This window comes from Streptomyces sp. BA2, from assembly GCF_009769735.1.
Taxonomy (GTDB): Bacteria; Actinomycetota; Actinomycetes; order Streptomycetales; family Streptomycetaceae; genus Streptomyces.
In genome coordinates, this window is sequence record NZ_WSRO01000002.1 from 5,346,207 (window position 1) to 5,363,661 (window position 17,455).

Annotated in this window: 19 protein-coding genes; 13 read left to right on the plus strand and 6 right to left on the minus strand. The window is 68.3% G+C overall.

Annotation, left to right across the window (positions count from 1 at the left end; genetic code table 11):
• Position 1 precedes the first annotated feature (1 nt).
• The 3 genes from resB to E5671_RS26900 all read left to right on the plus strand — a co-directional run bounded on the left by resB (position 2) and on the right by E5671_RS26900 (position 3,536).
• The gene (gene resB, locus E5671_RS26890) at positions 2–1,843 is read left to right on the plus strand and encodes a cytochrome c biogenesis protein ResB (RefSeq protein WP_160506490.1); all 1,842 of its coding nucleotides are present in this window, start codon (positions 2–4) and stop codon (positions 1,841–1,843) included.
• Positions 1,840–2,946 carry a c-type cytochrome biogenesis protein CcsB gene (ccsB, locus tag E5671_RS26895; RefSeq protein ID WP_160506491.1) on the plus strand — a complete coding sequence of 369 codons (1,107 nt, stop codon included), beginning with the start codon at positions 1,840–1,842 and terminating at the stop codon, positions 2,944–2,946. The genes resB and ccsB overlap by 4 nt, the downstream gene beginning before the upstream one ends.
• 71 nt (positions 2,947–3,017) lie before the next feature.
• The gene (locus E5671_RS26900; protein ID WP_443032800.1) at positions 3,018–3,536 is read left to right on the plus strand and encodes an SRPBCC domain-containing protein; all 519 of its coding nucleotides are present in this window, start codon (positions 3,018–3,020) and stop codon (positions 3,534–3,536) included.
• Between the two features lie 5 nt (positions 3,537–3,541).
• Here the strand turns inward: E5671_RS26900 and E5671_RS26905 are convergent, their stop codons facing one another.
• Positions 3,542–4,573 (minus strand): quinone oxidoreductase family protein, encoded by a 1,032-nt coding sequence (locus E5671_RS26905; protein WP_160506493.1) that lies wholly within the window; start codon positions 4,571–4,573, stop codon positions 3,542–3,544.
• A 110-nt stretch (positions 4,574–4,683) separates the two neighbouring features.
• Between E5671_RS26905 and E5671_RS26910 the strand changes: the two genes are divergently transcribed.
• Positions 4,684–5,007 (plus strand): helix-turn-helix domain-containing protein, encoded by a 324-nt coding sequence (locus E5671_RS26910; RefSeq protein ID WP_160506494.1) that lies wholly within the window; start codon positions 4,684–4,686, stop codon positions 5,005–5,007.
• 9 nt (positions 5,008–5,016) lie between these two features.
• On the opposite strand, the gene E5671_RS26915 is transcribed toward E5671_RS26910, so the two are convergent.
• Entirely contained in the window at positions 5,017–5,490 is a 474-nt protein-coding gene (locus E5671_RS26915; RefSeq protein WP_160510433.1) for a nucleoside deaminase, read from the minus strand.
• Between the two features lie 113 nt (positions 5,491–5,603).
• Between E5671_RS26915 and E5671_RS26920 the strand changes: the two genes are divergently transcribed.
• Entirely contained in the window at positions 5,604–6,521 is a 918-nt protein-coding gene (locus E5671_RS26920; RefSeq protein ID WP_160510434.1) for a DMT family transporter, read from the plus strand.
• Here the strand turns inward: E5671_RS26920 and E5671_RS26925 are convergent.
• Both E5671_RS26925 and E5671_RS26930 read right to left on the minus strand, forming a co-directional pair.
• A complete protein-coding gene (locus tag E5671_RS26925; protein WP_160506495.1) occupies positions 6,466–7,377 on the minus strand; it encodes a LysR family transcriptional regulator in 912 nt (303 codons plus the stop codon). The genes E5671_RS26920 and E5671_RS26925 overlap by 56 nt on opposite strands.
• Positions 7,377–7,709, minus strand: a complete 333-nt coding sequence (locus tag E5671_RS26930) for a PLD nuclease N-terminal domain-containing protein (protein ID WP_160506496.1) — start codon at positions 7,707–7,709, stop codon at positions 7,377–7,379. The genes E5671_RS26925 and E5671_RS26930 overlap by 1 nt, the downstream gene beginning before the upstream one ends.
• 89 nt (positions 7,710–7,798) lie before the next feature.
• Between E5671_RS26930 and E5671_RS26935 the strand changes: the two genes are divergently transcribed.
• The 8 genes from E5671_RS26935 (at position 7,799) to E5671_RS26970 (ending at position 15,502) form a co-directional block, all read left to right on the plus strand.
• On the plus strand, positions 7,799–9,256 hold the full coding sequence (locus E5671_RS26935; RefSeq protein ID WP_160506497.1) for a menaquinone biosynthesis decarboxylase: 1,458 nt from the start codon (positions 7,799–7,801) through the stop codon (positions 9,254–9,256).
• A 2-nt stretch (positions 9,257–9,258) separates the two neighbouring features.
• Positions 9,259–10,182, plus strand: coding sequence for a menaquinone biosynthesis prenyltransferase MqnP (gene mqnP, locus E5671_RS26940; RefSeq protein ID WP_160506498.1), 924 nt, complete (start codon positions 9,259–9,261; stop codon positions 10,180–10,182).
• Between the two features lie 9 nt (positions 10,183–10,191).
• A complete protein-coding gene (locus E5671_RS26945; RefSeq protein ID WP_160506499.1) occupies positions 10,192–10,872 on the plus strand; it encodes a UbiX family flavin prenyltransferase in 681 nt (226 codons plus the stop codon).
• A gap of 120 nt (positions 10,873–10,992) precedes the next feature.
• Positions 10,993–11,448 (plus strand): Lrp/AsnC family transcriptional regulator, encoded by a 456-nt coding sequence (locus E5671_RS26950; protein WP_160510435.1) that lies wholly within the window; start codon positions 10,993–10,995, stop codon positions 11,446–11,448.
• 63 nt (positions 11,449–11,511) lie between these two features.
• Positions 11,512–12,675, plus strand: a complete 1,164-nt coding sequence (mqnE, locus tag E5671_RS26955) for an aminofutalosine synthase MqnE (RefSeq protein WP_160506500.1) — start codon at positions 11,512–11,514, stop codon at positions 12,673–12,675.
• Between the two features lie 110 nt (positions 12,676–12,785).
• Positions 12,786–13,310 carry a GNAT family N-acetyltransferase gene (locus E5671_RS26960; protein ID WP_160506501.1) on the plus strand — a complete coding sequence of 175 codons (525 nt, stop codon included), beginning with the start codon at positions 12,786–12,788 and terminating at the stop codon, positions 13,308–13,310.
• 106 nt (positions 13,311–13,416) lie between these two features.
• Positions 13,417–13,710 (plus strand): DUF4229 domain-containing protein, encoded by a 294-nt coding sequence (locus E5671_RS26965; RefSeq protein ID WP_160506502.1) that lies wholly within the window; start codon positions 13,417–13,419, stop codon positions 13,708–13,710.
• A 430-nt stretch (positions 13,711–14,140) separates the two neighbouring features.
• On the plus strand, positions 14,141–15,502 hold the full coding sequence (locus E5671_RS26970; RefSeq protein ID WP_160506503.1) for a cation:dicarboxylate symporter family transporter: 1,362 nt from the start codon (positions 14,141–14,143) through the stop codon (positions 15,500–15,502).
• A gap of 83 nt (positions 15,503–15,585) precedes the next feature.
• On the opposite strand, the gene E5671_RS26975 is transcribed toward E5671_RS26970, so the two are convergent.
• Both E5671_RS26975 and E5671_RS26980 read right to left on the minus strand, forming a co-directional pair.
• Positions 15,586–16,377, minus strand: coding sequence for an ABC transporter permease (locus E5671_RS26975; protein WP_160506504.1), 792 nt, complete (start codon positions 16,375–16,377; stop codon positions 15,586–15,588).
• Positions 16,374–17,360 carry an ATP-binding cassette domain-containing protein gene (locus tag E5671_RS26980; RefSeq protein ID WP_160510436.1) on the minus strand — a complete coding sequence of 329 codons (987 nt, stop codon included), beginning with the start codon at positions 17,358–17,360 and terminating at the stop codon, positions 16,374–16,376. Before E5671_RS26980 ends, E5671_RS26975 begins: the two co-directional genes overlap by 4 nt.
• Positions 17,361–17,455: the final 95 nt, after the last annotated feature.

Below are 17,455 nucleotides of genomic sequence, written 5' to 3' on the forward strand. Positions count from 1 at the left end.
CATGAGCAAGACCGAAGCCCCTGAAGAGCAGAGTGATCTGGGCGCCGCGGGCTCCCAGCTGTCCACCGCTCCCGTGGACCGGGCGATGCCCGGCTCCTTCGGGGGCCGGCGCGCTCCCGGCGCCGCCGGGTGGCTCGTCTGGACCGGCCGTGAGGTTGTCGGCTGGGTCCGGTGGATGTGGCGGCAGCTGACCTCGATGCGGGTCGCGCTGCTCCTGCTGCTGCTTCTCTCGCTCGGCGCGATCCCCGGCTCGCTGATCCCGCAGACCAGCATCGACGAGCTGAAGGTCCAGGACTTCAAGAAGGCGCACACCACGCTCGGGCCGCTCTACGAGAAGTTCCAGCTGTTCGACGTCTACAGCTCCGTGTGGTTCTCGGCGATCTACATCCTTCTCTTCGTCTCCCTCATCGGCTGCATCGTGCCCCGCACCTGGCAGTTCGTGGGCCAGCTGCGCGGCCGGCCGCCGGGCGCGCCCAAACGGCTCGACCGGCTGCCCGCGTACACCACGTGGCGCACCGAGGCCGGGCCCGATGAGGTCCACGAGGCCGCGCTCGGTCTGCTCAAGGGGCGGCGCTTCCGCGCGGACCTGACGGCGGGCAAGGGTGCCGCGGGGGCGTCCGTCGCCGCGGAGAAGGGCTACCTGCGTGAGGCGGGCAACCTCTTCTTCCACATCTCGCTGATCGTGCTCCTGGTGGCCTTCGCCGTCGGCGCGCTGTTCAAGTCCGAGGGCGGCAAGCTCATCGTCCAGGGGGACGGGTTCTCCAACACCCTCACCCAGTACGACAACTTCAAGTCCGGCAACCTCTTCAACACCGACGACCTGGCGCCGTTCAGCTTCAAGCTGGACAGCTTCGAGTCGTCGTTCGAGAGGAAGGGCCCCGAGAAGGGGACGGCCCGCACCTACCGGGCGAACGTCACCTACAGCGAGGGCATCGACGGCCCCGAGAAGAAGCAGGCCATCGAGGTCAACAAGCCGCTCGAGGTCGACGGCTCGAAGGTCTACCTCATCGGCCAGGGCTACGCCCCGACCGTCACCGTGCGCGACGGGAAGGGCAAGGTCGTCAGCAGGCAGTCCACGCCGCTCCTTCCGATCGACTCCAACGGCACGGCCACCGGCGCGATCAAGATCCTCGACGGCTACCGCGACAAGAACGGCAAGAAGGAACAGCTCGGCTTCAACGCCTTCTTCGTGCCGACGTTCGCGGGCGCGGGCCAGGGCCAGATGTTCTCCCAGTTCCCCGCACTGGACTACCCCGTGCTCGCGCTGTCCGCGTACCACGGAAGCCTCGGTGTGGACTCCGGTCTGCCGCAGAACGTCTATCAGCTGGACACCAGCAAGATGGCCAAGTTCAAGGACTCCAAGGGCGAGCTCCTCAAGCAGCGGATGCGGCCGGGCGAGACGATGAAGCTGCCTAACGGCGCCGGCTCGATCACCTTCGAGAAGGACATCAAGCGCTGGGCGACCTTCCAGATCTCCCAGCAGCCGGGCAGCATGTGGGCGCTCGTCGGGGCGGTCTCCGCCATCGTCGGCCTCGCCGGATCGCTGTTCATCCAGCGCCGCCGCGTGTGGGTGCGGGCCGTGCGGGGCGCCGACGGCGTCACCGTCGTCGAGATGGCAGGGCTCGGCCGCAGCGAGTCCGCCAAGCTGCCCGAAGAGCTGGGCGACCTCGCCGCGCACCTTCACGAGAAGGCGCCGAGCGCGCCCGAACCCGACCGTGCCGATCAGGCAGAGCAAGCCGAGCACGCCGATCAGGCCGAGCAAACCGATCATGCCGACGATTCCGATGCCGAGCATGGTGACTCCACCCCCCAAGTTGTTCCTGCCGAAGGGGCTGAGAAATGAATCTCGCCACCACCCTCGCCGCCGAACCGAACGAGAACCTCGCGAGCATCAGCAATGTGCTGATCTACTCCGCGATGGCCGTCTATCTCCTTGCCTTCTTCGCGCACATGGCGGAGTGGATCCTCGGCAGCCGCAGCAAGGTCGGCCGCACGGCCGCCGCGCTGACCCCCCGGACCGAGACCGCCGCCAAGGCGCCCGGCGTCACCGTCAAGGCCAAGGGCGGCACCGCCGTCCTCGACCGCCCGAAGTCGGCCCCCAAGGTCGTCACCCGCTCCGTCACCGGAACCCGCGATGTGCCGGACGGTCCTGGTGCGGCGGCCGGTGACGAGAAGGGGGACCTCTACGGCCGTATCGCCGTGTCCCTCACCGTGCTCGCGTTCCTCGTCGAGTTCGGCGGTGTGCTCACCCGCGCCCTTTCGGTGCAGCGGGCGCCGTGGGGCAATATGTACGAGTTCAACATCACCTTCTCCACCATGGCCGTGGGTGTGTACCTCGTGCTGCTGGCGCTGAAGAAGAACGTCAGCTGGCTCGGCCTTCCGCTGATCACCACGGTCCTCCTCGATCTCGGTCTCGCCGTCACTGTCTTGTACACCGCCAGCGACCAGTTGGTTCCCGCCCTTCACTCGTACTGGTTGTGGATCCACGTCTCCACCGCGATCTTCTGCGGCGCCGTCTTCTACGTGGGCGCGGTCTCGACGATCCTTTACCTCTTCCGCGACTCCTACGAGAACAAGCTGGCCTCCGGCGGGAAGCCGGGCCGCTTCGCGACCTCCGTCCTGGAGCGCCTCCCGGCCGCGGCCACGCTCGACAAGTTCTCGTACCGCGTGAACGCCGCGGTCTTCCCGCTGTGGACGTTCACGATCATCGCGGGCGCGATCTGGGCGGGCGACGCGTGGGGCCGCTACTGGGGCTGGGACCCCAAGGAGGTCTGGTCCTTCATCACCTGGGTCGCCTACGCCTGCTACCTCCACGCACGCGCAACAGCAGGCTGGAAGGGCCGCAAGGCCGCCTACCTGGCCCTGATCGCCTTCGGCTGCTGGCTGTTCAACTACTACGGCGTGAACATCTTCGTCACCGGCAAGCACTCGTACGCGGGTGTCTGACGCGGGCATCTGACCGCTCCGCCGGGAGTGCGGAACGGCTCGTACCGGGTCAGGCTTGGGCCATGACGGCGATGATCGGGCAGGGCGTAAGCAGGACGGAGAGCTCCAGCGGTACCGGGAAGCCGGTTCAGCATCTTCATCAGGAGCTTCACCTTCCCCACCCGGTGGAGAAGGTCTGGGCGGCGGTGGCCACCCCGGAGGGTCTTCCGGGGTGGCTGGCCGCCGCTGATGTGTTCGAGCCGCGGCTCGGTGGCGCAGTCTCGCTGCGGTGGCTCAACGGGGACGAGGCGGCCACCCACTCCGGGCACATCACCGCGTGGGACCCGGAGCGGGTCGCCGAGTACACGATCGACCTGCACGGACGGTGCCGCTTCCACCTGGAGGCGGCGCACGCTCAAGCGCAGGCCACGACCCTCCGCTTCACGAACGAGTTCGCCGGCGACGACGAGCTGCGCCTCGACTGCCTCGCCGGGTGGCACAACCACTTCGAGTTCCTCGTCGACGCGCTCGACGGGCGGCCGAAGGACTGGTCTACGTGGAGCCTGGGCCGGTGGAATGAGCTGCGGCACGCCTACGGGCAGAGCGAGTGATCAGTTCAGCCTGCACCTGCCACCCTCAGCAGCAGCTTTCCCGTGCTCGTGCGCGCCCCCATCAAGCGGTGCGCGTCGGCCGCGTCCGCCAGGGGGAACTCCGCCGTCACCGGCAACTCCACCGTCCCGTCGGCCACCTTCGCGAAGGCCCGCGCGGCGACCTCACGCAGGGCCTCGGGCGCCGACTTGGCGAGGGAGAGGATCGAGAAGCCGAAGACTCCGAGCCCTGTCCCGTACAGCTCCGGCTGGCCCACCCGCCACGGCTCCGCCGAGCTCGCGTTGCCGAACGAGACGAGCCGCCCGAAGACGGCGAGCGCGGCGAGGCCGCCGCGGAAGGTGTCGCCGCCGACCGGGTCCAGGGCGAGGTCCACCCCTCGTCCGCCGGTCGCCGCGCGCACCTCGGCGGCGAAGCCGTCCCCGGAGTCGCTGGAGTCCCTGGAGTCCCCGGAGCCCCCAGAGTTCTCGATGAACACCTCGTCGTATCCGTGCTTCAGCGCGTACTCCGCCTTCGCCTCGCTCGATACGACGCCGTACACCGCGCCCGCCCCGCCCGCCTTCGCCAACTGGCCCACCACCGTGCCGATTCCGCCCGCCGCGCCCTGAACGAGAACCGTCTCGCCCGCTCGCAACCGGCCCACCTCGTGCAGCAGCGCGTGTGCCGTGGGCAGGACCGTGGGCAGCGTGGCGGCCGTGCGCAGGTCCACGCCGCTCGGCAGGGCGAAGACCGTCGTCGCATCGGCGAGCGCGACCTCCGCGTACGCCCCGCCGTCGGTGAGCGCGGCGACCTCCTGGCCGACCTCGAAGCCCTCGGCGCCCGCGCCGAGTGCCCGGACGTGCCCCGAGACCTCCAGGCCGGGCACGTAGGGGAGCGAGGGGACGCGGTAGCCCTCGCCGCGCGCCTTCAGGTCGGCGAAGTTCACGCCGGTGTAGGCGACGTCCACGGTGATCTGGCCCGCGCCCGGCTCGGGGATGCCCCTCGTGTCCACCGCCTTGAGGACCTCGGGGCCGCCGTACTCCTGGAGCTGGATCGCGCGCATGGGTGAGCACCCTTCGAGTGTTCAATGGGAAGCGAACACTCGGAGTGTATGGTTCTCATCGAACACTCGGCAAGGGGCTGAGGGCAGGAAGGGACAGGAAGGGATCGGACGTGGCGAACACTCACCACCGCGCGGCGCCGGTGCACGTCCACCCGGACGAGGTGCCCGTGCTGACCGCGCTCACCGCGCTCGCCGACCCCGTACGCCTCGAACTGGTACGGGAGTTGGCGTCGTCCCCCGACTGGACCCGCGCCTGCGGCAGCTTCGACGTACCCGTCGGCAAGGCCGCGCTGAGCCATCACTTCGGGGTGCTGAGGGGAGCCGGCCTCGTCGAGCAGCGGGACGAGGGGCCCCGGCGGGTCAACCGGCTCCGCCGGGAGGAGTTCGAGGCGCGCTTCCCCGGGCTGCTCGCGCTGGTCCTGCTAACCGACTAGTCGGCCGGATCAGTCGACGCCGTCGCCGACACCGATGTCCTCGCGCCACAGCTCCGGCCGTGCCGCCACGAAGTCCCGCATCATCGTCACGCACGCGGGATCGTCGAGGATCACGATCTCCACGCCGTGCTCCGCCAGCCAGTCGTGGCCGCCGTGGAACGTCCGGGCCTCGCCGACGACCACCCGCGAGATCCCGAACTGCCGCACCAGGCCGCTGCAGTACCAGCAGGGCGAGAGCGTCGTGACCATCGTCGTCCCGCGGTACGTGCGCTGCCGCCCCGCGTCCCGGAACGCCGCCGTCTCCGCGTGCAGGGACGGATCGCCGTCCTGGACGCGGCGATTGTGCCCGCGCCCCAGCAGCGCCCCGTCCGCGCCGTAGAGCGCGGCGCCGATCGGGATGCCGCCCTCCGCGAGGCCCTGCCGGGCCTCCTCGACGGCGGTCGCGAGCCATGCGCGGGCCTGTGCCTGATCCAAGTGGTCCATGTGCGCACCTTCCTCCGGTGCCATCGTCCCCGCCGATGACCCCATCGGCAGGACGCCCCACTGGCTCGTGGACCAGCGCATACGCCCGCTCGTAGCTTCAGGGCATGAACTCCATGACCTCAGAGAACAAGGGCACGGCCCAGCTCACCGCCGCGATGGTGCTCTCCGGCACCCTCGGGATCTTCGTCGTCGAGTCGGGTGCTTCGGCCTTCAACGTCGTGTTCTTCCGCGTGCTGTTCGGCGCCCTTGCCCTCGGTGCCTACGCCTTCGCCCGCGGCTACTTCCGCGACCACGGCCTCACCCCGAAGAAGCTCGGACTCGCGGCGCTCGGCGGCGCGTTCATCGTCTTCAACTGGGTGTTCCTCTTCAAGGCGTACGAGGCGACCTCGATCTCCCTGGCCACCGTCGTCTACCACACGCAGCCGTTCCTGCTGGTGCTGATGAGCGCCCTCATCTTCCGTGAGCGGCTGACCAGGCATCAACTCATGTGGCTTGCAACCGCCTTCGCCGGTCTCGTGCTCGTCTCCGGGGTGCGTCCCGGCGACCTCGGCTCACTCGCCGGCATCGGCCTCGCGCTCCTCGCCGCCCTGCTCTACGGCCTCTCCACCCTCGTCACCAAGCGCATCACCGGTGTGCGACCCCACCTGATCGCCCTCGTTCAAGTCCTTGTCGGCATACCGCTGTTGCTGCCCTTCGCGGACTTCGGCGCGATGAGCGGCACCGGCGCAGGCTGGGGCTGGCTCGTCGGGCTCGGCGTCATCCACACGGGACTGATGTACGTCCTGATGTACGCGGCGTACGCCAAGCTGCCCACCGCCAAGATCGCCGTACTCGCCTTCACCTACCCGGCGGTCGCGATGGTCGCCGACTGGGCCGTCTACGGGCACCACATCGGGCTCGTCCAGGCGCTCGGCGTACCACTGATCGTCCTCGCGAGCCTGAAGGTCAACCGCGTCAAGTCGCCCAGGACAGTCGCTAGTTCACCGGCTCCGCTGCCTGCTCCCGCACCAGCCGCACCGACTGCTCGATGAACAGCCGCACATGCGCGGGAAGCCGCTTGCCCGAGCGCCACGCCAGCTGCGTGTGCAGGACGAACGGCGGCTCCCACGGCAGCGCGACGAGCACCCCCGAAGCCAGCTCGTCCCGCACCGCCATCCGCGGCAGCAGCGCCACCCCGAGGCCACCGGCGACACCCCGCTTGGTGGCCTCGATCGTGCCGAACTCCATGAAGGGCGGCGGAGCGCCGTTCCGTACCCGCAGCTCGTCCTCGAACAGATCCCGGTAGGGGCAGCCCGGCTCCGTCCCCACCAGCTGCACCGCCGCAAGATCGCCCGTGACGAGCGAGTCGCCCCCGTGCCCGGCCAGCGGATGCGTGGGCGCGCAGACCAGGACCAGCGGCTCCTCGGCGAGGACCTCGGTCTCCAGGCCCGCGTGCTCGGTCTCCCGCTCCATCAGGAACCCGACGTCGTACGTACCCTGCCGCAGCGCATGGCGGGTCTCGTCGCCGAGCGTGGGGCGCAGGGAGAGCTGCACCTTCGGGTAGCGGTGGTGGAAGAGTTCGAGCAGCGGGGGCAGGCGGTAGGACGTCAGCGACTCCATCGTGCCGACCGCGATGGCGCCGCTCGGCTCACCGGCGTCCACGACCGCGGTCCGCGCCTCGTCCGTCAGCTCGATGATCTGCCGGGCGTAGGGGAGCAGGCGCTCGCCCGCCTCCGTGAGGCGGATGCGGCTGCCGAGCCGGTCGAAGAGCTCGGTGCCGAGTGAGGACTCCAGGGAGCGGATCTGGCTGGTGACGCTGGACTGGGCGTACTTCAGCTCGGCCGCGGCCTGCGTGAAGCTGAGGACGGTCGCGACCTTCTCGAAGGTGACGATCAGCCGTAGTTCCATCAGCCGTCGCTGCCCTTGTCCTTCTTCTTCCCGTCCGGGTCCTCGTCCCTGAGGGACTTCAGGAACTCGGGGTTGTCGTCCGGCGCCACCCACTGACCGCCGCGGCCGCCGCGCCCGGGACGCGTGACACCCCCGGCGGCAGGCGTCTTGCGCACCTTGCCCGTGACGAACCAGGCGATCGGGCCGAGGAGAACCTCGCCGAAGAGCAGCACGATGATGACCCAGACCACCTTCGGCAGATGCCTGATCTCCTTCTCAGGAGTGTTCAGGACATCGATGAAGGCGTAGATCCACACCGCCAGGACCAGCAGGAACGGCAGATACCTGAGCATGATTGCGCGATTCCCCAAGCGACGAAGGAAGGGCGGCGTGCGAACCCCGGTGACCCGGCCAGGGTAGCCGGTGGCCGATACTGGGACGCATGGCTTATGACGATCTTCGCTCCCTGCTCCGTGCACTGGAGCGCGAGGGCGATCTCAAGCGCATCAAGGCCGAGGTCGATCCGTATCTGGAGGTCGGCGAGATCACCGACCGGGTGCAGAAGTCCGGCGGCCCCGCGCTCCTCTTCGAGAACGTCAAGGGCTCCTCGATGCCCCTCGCGATGAACGTGTACGGGACGGACCGCCGCCTCCTGAAGGCGCTCGGCCTGAAGTCGTACAGCCAGATCAGCGAGAAGATCGGCGGCCTCCTCAAGCCGGAGCTGCCGCACGGCTTCGTCGGCGTGCGCGAGGCGTTCGGGAAGCTCGGCGCGATGACGCACGTACCGCCGAAGAAGGTGAAGTCCGACAACGCGCCCGTGCAGGAAGTCGTCCTCACCGGCGACGACGTCGACCTGGAGAAGCTGCCCGCGCTCTTCACCTGGCCCGAGGACGGCGGCTCCTTCTTCAACCTGGGCCTGACCCACACCAAGGACCCGGACACCGGGGTGCGCAACCTCGGCCTGTACCGCCTCCAGCGCCACGACAAGCGCACCATCGGCATGCACTGGCAGATCCACAAGGACAGCCGCAACCACTACCAGGTGGCCGCCCGCAGGGGCGAGAAGCTGCCGGTCGCGATCGCCTTCGGCTGCCCGCCCGCTGTCACGTACGCGTCGACGGCGCCGCTGCCCGGCGACATGGACGAGTACATGCTGGCCGGGTTCATCCAGGGCAAGCGCGTGGAGATGGTCGACTGCAAGACGGTCCCGCTCCAGGTCCCCGCGCACGCCGAGGTCGTCATCGAAGGCTGGCTCGAGCCGGGCGAGATGCTCCCCGAAGGCCCCTTCGGCGACCACACCGGCTTCTACACGCCGCAGGAGGACTTCCCCGCGCTGAAGATCGACTGCGTGACGATGCGGAAGCGTCCGCTGCTCCAGTCGATCGTGGTGGGCCGCCCGCCGACGGAGGACGGCCCGCTGGGCCGCGCCACCGAGCGCTTCTTCCTGCCCCTCCTCAAGGTGATCGTCCCGGACATCGTGGACTACCACCTGCCCGAGTCCGGCGGCTTCCACAACTGCGCGATCGTCTCGATCGACAAGAAGTACCCGAAGCACGCGCAGAAGGTCATGCACGCCATCTGGGGCGCCCACATGATGTCGCTGACCAAACTGATCGTCGTCGTGGACAAGGATTGCGACGTCCATGACCTGCACGAAGTGTCCTGGCGCGCGCTCGGCAACACCGACTACGCGCGCGACCTGACGGTGGCCGAAGGTCCCGTCGACCATCTCGACCACGCCTCCTACCAGCAGTTCTGGGGTGGCAAGGCGGGCATCGACGCGACGAAGAAGCTGCCCGAAGAGGGATACGTACGGGACGGAGGCTGGCCGAACATGGTCGAGTCCGACCCGGAGACGGCGTCGAAGGTCGACCGCCGCTGGAAGGAGTACGGGCTCTAAAGATGAGTGCTGATTCAGCGACCCCGGAACTCTTCGGGCCCGAGCCCGCCCCGCCCGGCAAGGTCAAGGCGTTCCTGCGCCTCGTCATGATCGAGCACTCGGTCTTCGCCCTGCCCTTCGCCTACATCGCCGCGCTGACCGCGATGTTCCAGCTGGACGGGAACATCCACTGGGGCCGGCTGCTCCTCGTCACCATCTGCATGGTCGGCCTGCGCACGTTCGCCATGGCCGCGAACCGCGTCATCGACCGGGAGATCGACGCCCGTAACCCGAGGACCGCCCACCGCGAGCTCGTCACGGGCGCGGTCTCGGTGAAGTCCGCCTGGACCGGCGCGCTGATCGCCCTCGTCGTGTTCCTCGGCGCCGCCGCCCTGCTCAACCCGCTGTGCCTGGCGCTCGCGCCCGTCGCGGTGATCCCGATGGTGGTCTATCCCTACGGCAAGCGGTTCACGAACTTCCCGCAGGCGATCCTTGGCCTTGCCCAGGCCATGGGGCCGGTCGGCGCCTGGATCGCGATCACCGGCGAGTGGTCCTGGCAGGCGGTCATCCTCGGCCTCGCGGTGGGCATCTGGATCGGCGGCTTCGATCTGATCTACGCCTGCCAGGACGTGGAGACGGACCGCGAGGTCGGCGTGCTCTCGGTGCCCGCGCGGTTCGGCATCGCCAAGGCCATCTGGGGTGCGCGCGCCTGTCACCTGGTGACCACGGCGCTGTTCGTCTGGTACGCGGCGGACACCGGAGCGGGCGTCTTCTTCTGGCTGGGGCTCGCGGTGGTCGCCGGGGCGTTCGTCTACGAGCACAACATCGTCAAGCCGCACGACCTCTCGCGGCTCAACCGCGCCTTCTTCCAGGTCAACGGCTTCATCGGCATCGCGCTCTTCGTCTGTGCGCTGCTCGATCTGCTGGTGCGCGGCCTGACCGTCTAGGCTCACAGCGTGAAGCAAGGAGATACGCAGCGTAAGCCTTGGATCGTGGGGGTTTCCGGTGCCTCGGGGACCCCGTACGCCACAGCCGTGCTGCGGGCGCTGCTCGCGGCCGGGGAGAGCGTGGACCTGGTGGTCTCGCGGGCCTCGCGCCTGACGATCCTCGACGAGACGGGCATCGCCTTCCGGGACGCGCACTGGCAGGACGACCTGCGGGAGTGGCTCGGGCGTGGTGCCGACGGGAAGCCCGGGACCTTCGACGTGCCGGTGGACGACGTGCGGTACTGGGCGGCGGGGGATCTGGCCGCCGGGCCTTCGTCGGGGTCGTACGCGACCAAGGGGATGCTGATCGTGCCCGCGTCGACGGCGTGCGTGGCCGGGGTGGCGCTGGGACTCTCGAAGGATCTGCTGCAGCGGTCGGCGAGCGTGACGCTCAAGGAAGGCCGCCGGCTCGTGGTCTGCGTACGCGAGACGCCGCTGAACGGACAGACGCTGAAGCACTTGGTGACGCTGGACGAGGCGGGCGCGGTCGTGCTGCCCGCCTCTCCGGCGTTCTACGCGGGGGCGACGCACATCCAGGATCTGGTGGACTTCGTCGCCGGGCGGACGCTGGATGCGGCAGGCGTGCCGCATCAGCTGTACCGCCGTTGGAAGGGAGAGCTCGGTTCGGGCTCCGCCCCTTCGGCGGACTAGCACCTGGTCGCGCACTCCTGAGTGCCTTTTTCTGAAGATTCATAGGGCATAGACCCTGTTGTGCCTTAGATTCTGAACATAGACTCGCGGTATCGCTGAATAATGAAAGGCATCGCACCTATGGACGCCGTGGACAGGCAGCTCATCCAGGCTCTGCGCGAGAACGGCAGGGCCTCGTACGCCGAACTTGGCCGTCTCGTCGGCCTCTCGGGACCGAGCGTCACGGACCGGATCAACCGCCTCGAAGCGGCGGGTGTCATCACCGGCTACCGCGCGACCGTGGACTCCGCATCGCTCGGCCTGGGCGTCATCGCCCTCATCGGCATCTCCCTCTCGGACGCCGCCGACCACGAGGACGTGGCGCGGCGCCTGAAGGACCTGCACGAGATCGAGGACTGCTGGTTCATCGCGGGCGACGACTCGTACATGCTCAAGGTCCGGGCGAGTGACGTGGACGGCCTGGAGAAGACGATCCGCAGGCTGAGCGGCACGAAGGGCGTCTCAAGGACGCGTACGACGATCGTGCTCTCCACGAAGTGGGAGAACCGCGTCGGGGAGCTGCCCGAAGAGGAGTGAGCTCCGGGGCGTACCGTTGGCGGGAGTTTGTGGCGGGTCGTAGGGAGAGGTAAGGGCGAGGGCATGGACGCAGGTCTCAAGCGCGATCTTGAGCAGAAGGTCCGGGACGGTGAGCGGCTGTCCCGCGAGGACGGCATCGCCCTCTACGAGTCGGACGATCTCGCCTGGCTCGGCGGTCTCGCCCACGAGGTGCGCACCCGCAAGAACGGCGACGTCGTGCACTTCAACGTCAACCGCCACCTCAACATGACGAACGTGTGCACCGCCTCGTGCGCGTACTGCTCGTTCCAGCGCAAGCCGGGCGAGAAGGACGCGTACACGATGCGCATCGAGGAGGCCGTCCGCCTCGCCAAGGCGATGGAGGGCGAGAACCTCACCGAGCTGCACATCGTCAACGGCCTGCACCCCAACCTGCCGTGGCGGTACTACCCGCGTTCGCTGAGCGAGCTCAAGAAGGCGCTCCCGAACGTCTCGTTGAAGGCGTTCACCGCCACGGAGATCCACCACTTCGAGACGATCTCCGGGATGTCGGCGTCCGACATCCTGGACGAGCTGATCGAGGCGGGCCTGGAGTCGCTCACCGGCGGCGGCGCGGAGATCTTCGACTGGGAGGTCCGCCAGCACATCGTCGACCACCGCACCCACTGGGAGGACTGGTCGCGCATCCACCGCCTCGCGCACGAGAAGGGTCTCAAGACCCCGTGCACGATGCTGTACGGCCACATCGAGGAGCCCCGGCACCGGGTCGACCACGTGCTGCGCCTTCGTGAACTCCAGGACGAGACCGGCGGGTTCCAGGTCTTCATCCCGCTGCGCTACCAGCACGACTTCGTGGACATGAAGGACGGCAAGGTCAGGAACCGCCTCCAGGCGCGGACGACCATGGCGTCGGGCGCCGAGGCCCTGAAGACCTTCGCGGTCTCGCGCCTCCTTTTCGACAACGTCCCGCACGTCAAGGTCTTCTGGGTCATGCACGGCCTGCAGACGACGCAGCTCGCGCTGCAGCACGGCGCGGACGACATGGACGGCTCGGTCGTCGAGTACAAGATCACGCATGACGCGGACAACTTCGGCACGCCGAACAAGCTGACGCGCGAGGACCTGCTCGACCTGATCCGCGAGGCGGGCTTCCGCCCCGTCGAGCGGAACACGCGCTACGAGTCGATCCGTGAGTACGAGGGTCCTGACCTGTCGCTGCGAGAGACGCCGCAGGCGATGCGGGTCTGACGGCCTCCCTGCTGACGACGAGCCCCGGCCGGTGAGGCCGGGGCTCGCTGCGTTGTCCGCGATGCGGAACACGGTTGAGGCACGGGGTGGGTAATAGTTAATCTAGCTCTATGACACTTACCTTCCGGCTGGACCCGGAGATCGACCCCGCCCTCCGTGACGGCGTCCTCGCCCTCTGGGTCGACGTGTCCAACGCCGACGGGGCCGTCGGTTTCGTACCGCCCGTGACGGTCGACGACATCCGGCCCGAGTGGCTCAAGCGCCTGGCCCAGCTGAGCAAGGGAGAGACCCGGCTGCTCGTCGGGTACGACGAGGACGGCGCCGTCGCCGCGACCGCCTTCCTCGCGTACAACACGCACCGGCTGATGACGCACTGGATCTGGCTGTACGTGGTGATGGTGCATCCCAAGCACCAGGGCAAGGGATACGGGCGCGACCTGATGGCCGCCGCGGCAGACGCGGCACGCGGGCTCGACGGCATCGAGGCGATACGGCTGACCTGCCGGGGCGGCACGGGAGTCGACCGGTTCTACGAGTCGTGCGGATACAAGGAGGTCGGGCGTGTGCCCGGCGCGATCCGCGTCGCCCCCGGTGACGACCGGGACGACATCACCATGCTTCTCCCGCTCGGCTGACGGTTCGCGCGAGGGCTCACCCCCTTGCCGGGCGCGACCCCTCGCGTGCTTCACTGGAGGGGCTCGTCCTACTCGGGCCTATTTCGGAACGGAAGAGTGGATTGACATGCTCCGCTACACGCTGATGCGCCTCGGGGTCTTCGTGGGCTGCTTTTTCGCGGTCTGGGGACTTGTCTATGTCGGGGCCCTGCCGAAGGGGCTCGGGGACTCCAACCTCCTCTGGGTCCTGCTGCTCGCCCTCGTCATCTCCGCGCCCATCAGCTTCGTGGTGCTGCGCAAGGAGCGCGACCGTGCGTCGGTCCAGGTCGTCGAGCGCGTGGAGCGCACCAAGGCCAACCTGGAGGCGAACCGCACCCAGGAGGACCTCGCCGACGACGCGGCCCGTGCTGCGAAGTCATAGGCGTCCTAGTCGCCCTAGGCGTCCTTTAAGGGTCGCCAGTGTCGTAAGTTTCGTCACAAAGCCCCTCAACCCCGGCAATGGAGCGCACCGCTCCAGGCCGGGGTTTCTTGCGTCCCGGGGGTGACTCTGCCTCTGATTGGCCCCGTCTGACCCAAACAAGACCTTTGATGTTCTCAAAGTTCAAGTGTTAACGTGTTCGACATGAAGACAGCAGCCGCGCACCGCATCGCCATGAGCGTTCCGCTCGTGGCGCGCCTGCATGTCGATCTCTGCCGCTGCATGTCCGCGGCCTGTCGTTGCCGTCGTTGAACAGCGCGAGCGACAAGCATCAAGTGACATCTGCATTGCAGCGGCGCCGTTACGGCCGTTCCTTCTGACCCCTCGCGGTCGCCGCTCCCTCACGTCCCCCGCCATTACCCGGAGTGTGTCCGTGTCCGCGAACTCCCCCGTATCCCCGGCCGACAAGGTCGAGCAGCCGAAGTCCGGCTCCCGGATACCCAAGTTCCTCAAGCTGCCCTTCTGGGCCCAGATCCTCGGCGGTCTGGTCCTCGGTGTCCTGCTCGGCTGGCTGGCCCGCAGCCAGGACGTGTCCTGGCTCGTCACCACCCTGGACAAGGTCGGAAGCACCTTCATCGGGCTCCTGAAGCTGGCGGTCGCCCCGCTCGTCTTCTTCGCGATCCTGGTGTCGATCACCAACCTGCGCAAGGTCAACAACGCGGCGCGGCTCGCCTCGCAGACGCTGGTCTGGTTCATGATCACGTCGCTGATCGCGGTCGTCATCGGCCTCGCGATCGGGCTCATCACGAACCCGGGCGCCGGCACCGGCCTCACCCCGAAGGACGGCGCCAAGCCGGAGACCTCGGGCTCCTGGATCGACTTCCTCACCGGGATCATCCCGACGGACGTCATCACGCCGTTCACCGAGCTCAACGTCCTGCAGATCGTCTTCATGGCCGCCGTCGCCGGTGTCGCCGTACTGAAGATCGGTGACAAGGCGCAGCCGATCCTGGACCTGAGCGAGTCGGTGCTCGCCCTCCTCCAGAAGGCCCTGTGGTGGGTCATCAAGCTCTCGCCGATCGGCACCATCGGCCTCATCGGCTTCGCCATCGCCGACTACGGCTGGGACCTGATCAGCAAGTACGCGACGTTCACCGCCGACATCTACATCGGCTGCGCCCTGGTGATGTTCGGCGTCTACCCGCTGCTGCTCTCCACGGTCGCCAAGGTCAACCCGCTGCAGTTCTTCAAGGGCGCCTGGCCCGCGATCCAGCTCGCCTTCGTCTCGCGCTCCTCGGTCGGCACGATGCCGGTCACCCAGAAGGTCACCGAGCGGCTCGGCGTACCGAAGGAGTACACGTCCTTCGCGGTGCCGTTCGGCGCCACCACGAAGATGGACGGCTGCGCCGCGATCTACCCGGCGATCGCCGCGATCTTCGTCGCGCAGATCTTCGACGTGCAGGTGGGCATCAAGGAGTACCTGCTCATCGCGTTCGTCTCGGTGGTGGGTTCCGCGGCGACGGCCGGTCTGACCGGCGCCACGGTCATGCTGACGCTGACCCTGTCGACGCTGGGCCTCCCGATGGAGGGCGTGGGTCTGCTGCTCGCCATCGACCCGGTCCTGGACATGATGCGCACGGCCACGAACGTGGCGGGACAGGCCGCTGTTCCGGTGATCGTCGCCGCCCGCGAGAAGATTCTCGACCGTGAGGCCTACGAGAACGCGTCGGCTTCGCCGCTCGACGAGTTCGACGGGTCTGTCGACGAGCCCCAGGCGGTGCCTGCCGCCGCCTGACGTCCCCCGGCTCGACCGCGACGTGCCCCCGTACCCATGTCTGGGTACGGGGGCACGTCCGGTGCGGGGGTCGTTTCTTCCGGCTACTTCGGGTCGCGGTTGTAGATCGCCTTCGACCAGTGGTAGCCGAGCGCGGAGAGCGCCACGCACCAGGCGATCGTGATCCACCCGCTGTTGCCGATCTCGCTGCCGAGGAGCAGGCCGCGCAGGGTCTCGATGGCCGGGGTGAACGGCTGGTACTCGGCGATCGGCTGGAACCAGCCCGGCATGGAGTCGACCGGGATGAAGGCGCTGGACAGGAGCGGCAGCAGGATCATCGGCATCGCGTTGTTGCTGGCGGCCTCGACGTTCGGGCTGGCCAGTCCCATGCCGACGGCGACCCAGGTCAGTGCCAGGGCGAACAGGACGAGCAGCCCGAACGCGGCCAGCCACTCCAGCGCCGTCGCGTCCGTGGACCGGAAGCCGATGGCGACGCCGACGGCGCCCACGAGGACCACGCTGGCGACCGCCTGCAGCACGCTGCCGACGACGTGCCCGATGAGTACGGATCCGCGGTGGATGGCCATGGTGCGGAAGCGGGCGATGATGCCCTCGGTCATGTCCATGGAGACGGAGACGGCGGTGCCGACGGTGGTGCCGCCGATGGTCATCAGCAGGATGCCCGGGACGATGTAGGCGATGTAGTCGGAGCGGTCCGCTCCGCCGCCGCCGATGCCCGCGCTCATCACGTCGCCGAAGATGTAGACGAAGAGCAGCAGCAGCATGACCGGGGTGAGCAGGACGTTCAGGGTGAGGGAGGGGTAGCGCCGGACGTGCAGGAGGTTGCGTCGCAGCATCGTGGACGAGTCGCGGACGGCGAGGGAGAGGGAGCTCATCGGACGTTCTCCTTGGGCTGGTTGGGGATGCCGGCCGGGCCGGTCAGGGCGAAGAAGACGTCGTCGAGGTCGGGGGTGTGCACGGTCAGTTCGTCGGCCTCGATGTCGGCGGAGTCGAGCCAGTCGAGGATGGAGCGCAGCTCGCGCTGGGTGCCGTCGCTGGGGATCTGGAGTGACAGGGCTTCGTCGTCGCGGGTGACTTCGTGCAGTGCCGCGGCGGCCGACTGGTAGGCGGTCGGGTCGGTGAAGCGGAGGCGTACGTGGCCTCCGGGGATGAGCCGCTTGAGTTCTTCGGCGGTGCCTTCGGCGGCGATCTTGCCGTCGTTCAACACCGCGATGCGGTCGGCGAGTTCGTCGGCCTCTTCCAGGTACTGGGTGGTGAGGAAGACGGTGACGCCGTCGGAGACGAGCTCGCGGATGATGCCCCACATGTTGTGGCGGCTGCGGGGGTCGAGGCCGGTGGTGGGTTCGTCGAGGAAGATGATCCGCGGGTTGCCGACCAAGGTCATGGCGATGTCCAGGCGGCGCTTCATGCCGCCGGAGTAGGTGGAGGCGGGCTTCTTGGCGGCCTCGGTGAGGTCGAAGCGTTCAAGGAGTTCGGCGGTGACCCGTCGGCCTTCGCGTCGTGAGATGTGGTGCAGGTCGGCCATGAGGAGCATGTTCTCCTCGCCGGTGATCAGTCCGTCGACGGCGGAGAACTGGCCGGTGACACCGATCGCGGCGCGCACGCCGTCCGGTGATGTGGCGATGTCGTGGCCCGCGACTTGGGCCTGGCCGCCGTCGGCGGTGATGAGGGTGGAGAGGATCTTCACGGCGGTGGTCTTGCCGGCGCCGTTCGGCCCGAGCAGCGCGAACACCGACCCCGCGGGGATGCTGAGATCGATGCCGTCGAGGACCGTCTTGTCGCCGTAGGACTTGCGCAGGCCGACGGCGGAGACTGCGGCCGAGGGCGGGGTGCCGTTGTTCTGGCTGGACGTGGACATGACAGATGAAGGCATGGGCCCTCCCGATCGAAGGCTGAAGTGGGTGAAGGGGATGCTGTGTGTGAGGTGCTGCTGCGCGTGGGGGTGCTGCTGTG

Bases quoted from the DNA above. Each gene is read 5' to 3' on its own strand.
- E5671_RS26965 (WP_160506502.1), top strand. From the start codon at position 13,417: ATGCTCCGCTACACGCTGATGCGCCTCGGGGTCTTCGTGGGCTGCTTT.
- E5671_RS26905 (WP_160506493.1), bottom strand. From the start codon at position 4,573: ATGCGCGCGATCCAGCTCCAGGAGTACGGCGGCCCCGAGGTCCTCAAG.
- E5671_RS26960 (WP_160506501.1), top strand. From the start codon at position 12,786: ATGACACTTACCTTCCGGCTGGACCCGGAGATCGACCCCGCCCTCCGT.
- E5671_RS26930 (WP_160506496.1), bottom strand. From the start codon at position 7,709: ATGCTCAGGTATCTGCCGTTCCTGCTGGTCCTGGCGGTGTGGATCTAC.
- ccsB (WP_160506491.1), top strand. From the start codon at position 1,840: ATGAATCTCGCCACCACCCTCGCCGCCGAACCGAACGAGAACCTCGCG.
- E5671_RS26935 (WP_160506497.1), top strand. From the start codon at position 7,799: ATGGCTTATGACGATCTTCGCTCCCTGCTCCGTGCACTGGAGCGCGAG.
- E5671_RS26925 (WP_160506495.1), bottom strand. From the start codon at position 7,377: ATGGAACTACGGCTGATCGTCACCTTCGAGAAGGTCGCGACCGTCCTC.
- E5671_RS26975 (WP_160506504.1), bottom strand. From the start codon at position 16,377: ATGAGCTCCCTCTCCCTCGCCGTCCGCGACTCGTCCACGATGCTGCGA.
- mqnE (WP_160506500.1), top strand. From the start codon at position 11,512: ATGGACGCAGGTCTCAAGCGCGATCTTGAGCAGAAGGTCCGGGACGGT.
- E5671_RS26950 (WP_160510435.1), top strand. From the start codon at position 10,993: ATGGACGCCGTGGACAGGCAGCTCATCCAGGCTCTGCGCGAGAACGGC.
- E5671_RS26920 (WP_160510434.1), top strand. From the start codon at position 5,604: ATGACCTCAGAGAACAAGGGCACGGCCCAGCTCACCGCCGCGATGGTG.
- E5671_RS26900 (WP_443032800.1), top strand. From the start codon at position 3,018: ATGATCGGGCAGGGCGTAAGCAGGACGGAGAGCTCCAGCGGTACCGGG.
- E5671_RS26915 (WP_160510433.1), bottom strand. From the start codon at position 5,490: ATGGACCACTTGGATCAGGCACAGGCCCGCGCATGGCTCGCGACCGCC.
- E5671_RS26980 (WP_160510436.1), bottom strand. From the start codon at position 17,360: ATGTCCACGTCCAGCCAGAACAACGGCACCCCGCCCTCGGCCGCAGTC.
- mqnP (WP_160506498.1), top strand. From the start codon at position 9,259: ATGAGTGCTGATTCAGCGACCCCGGAACTCTTCGGGCCCGAGCCCGCC.
- resB (WP_160506490.1), top strand. From the start codon at position 2: ATGAGCAAGACCGAAGCCCCTGAAGAGCAGAGTGATCTGGGCGCCGCG.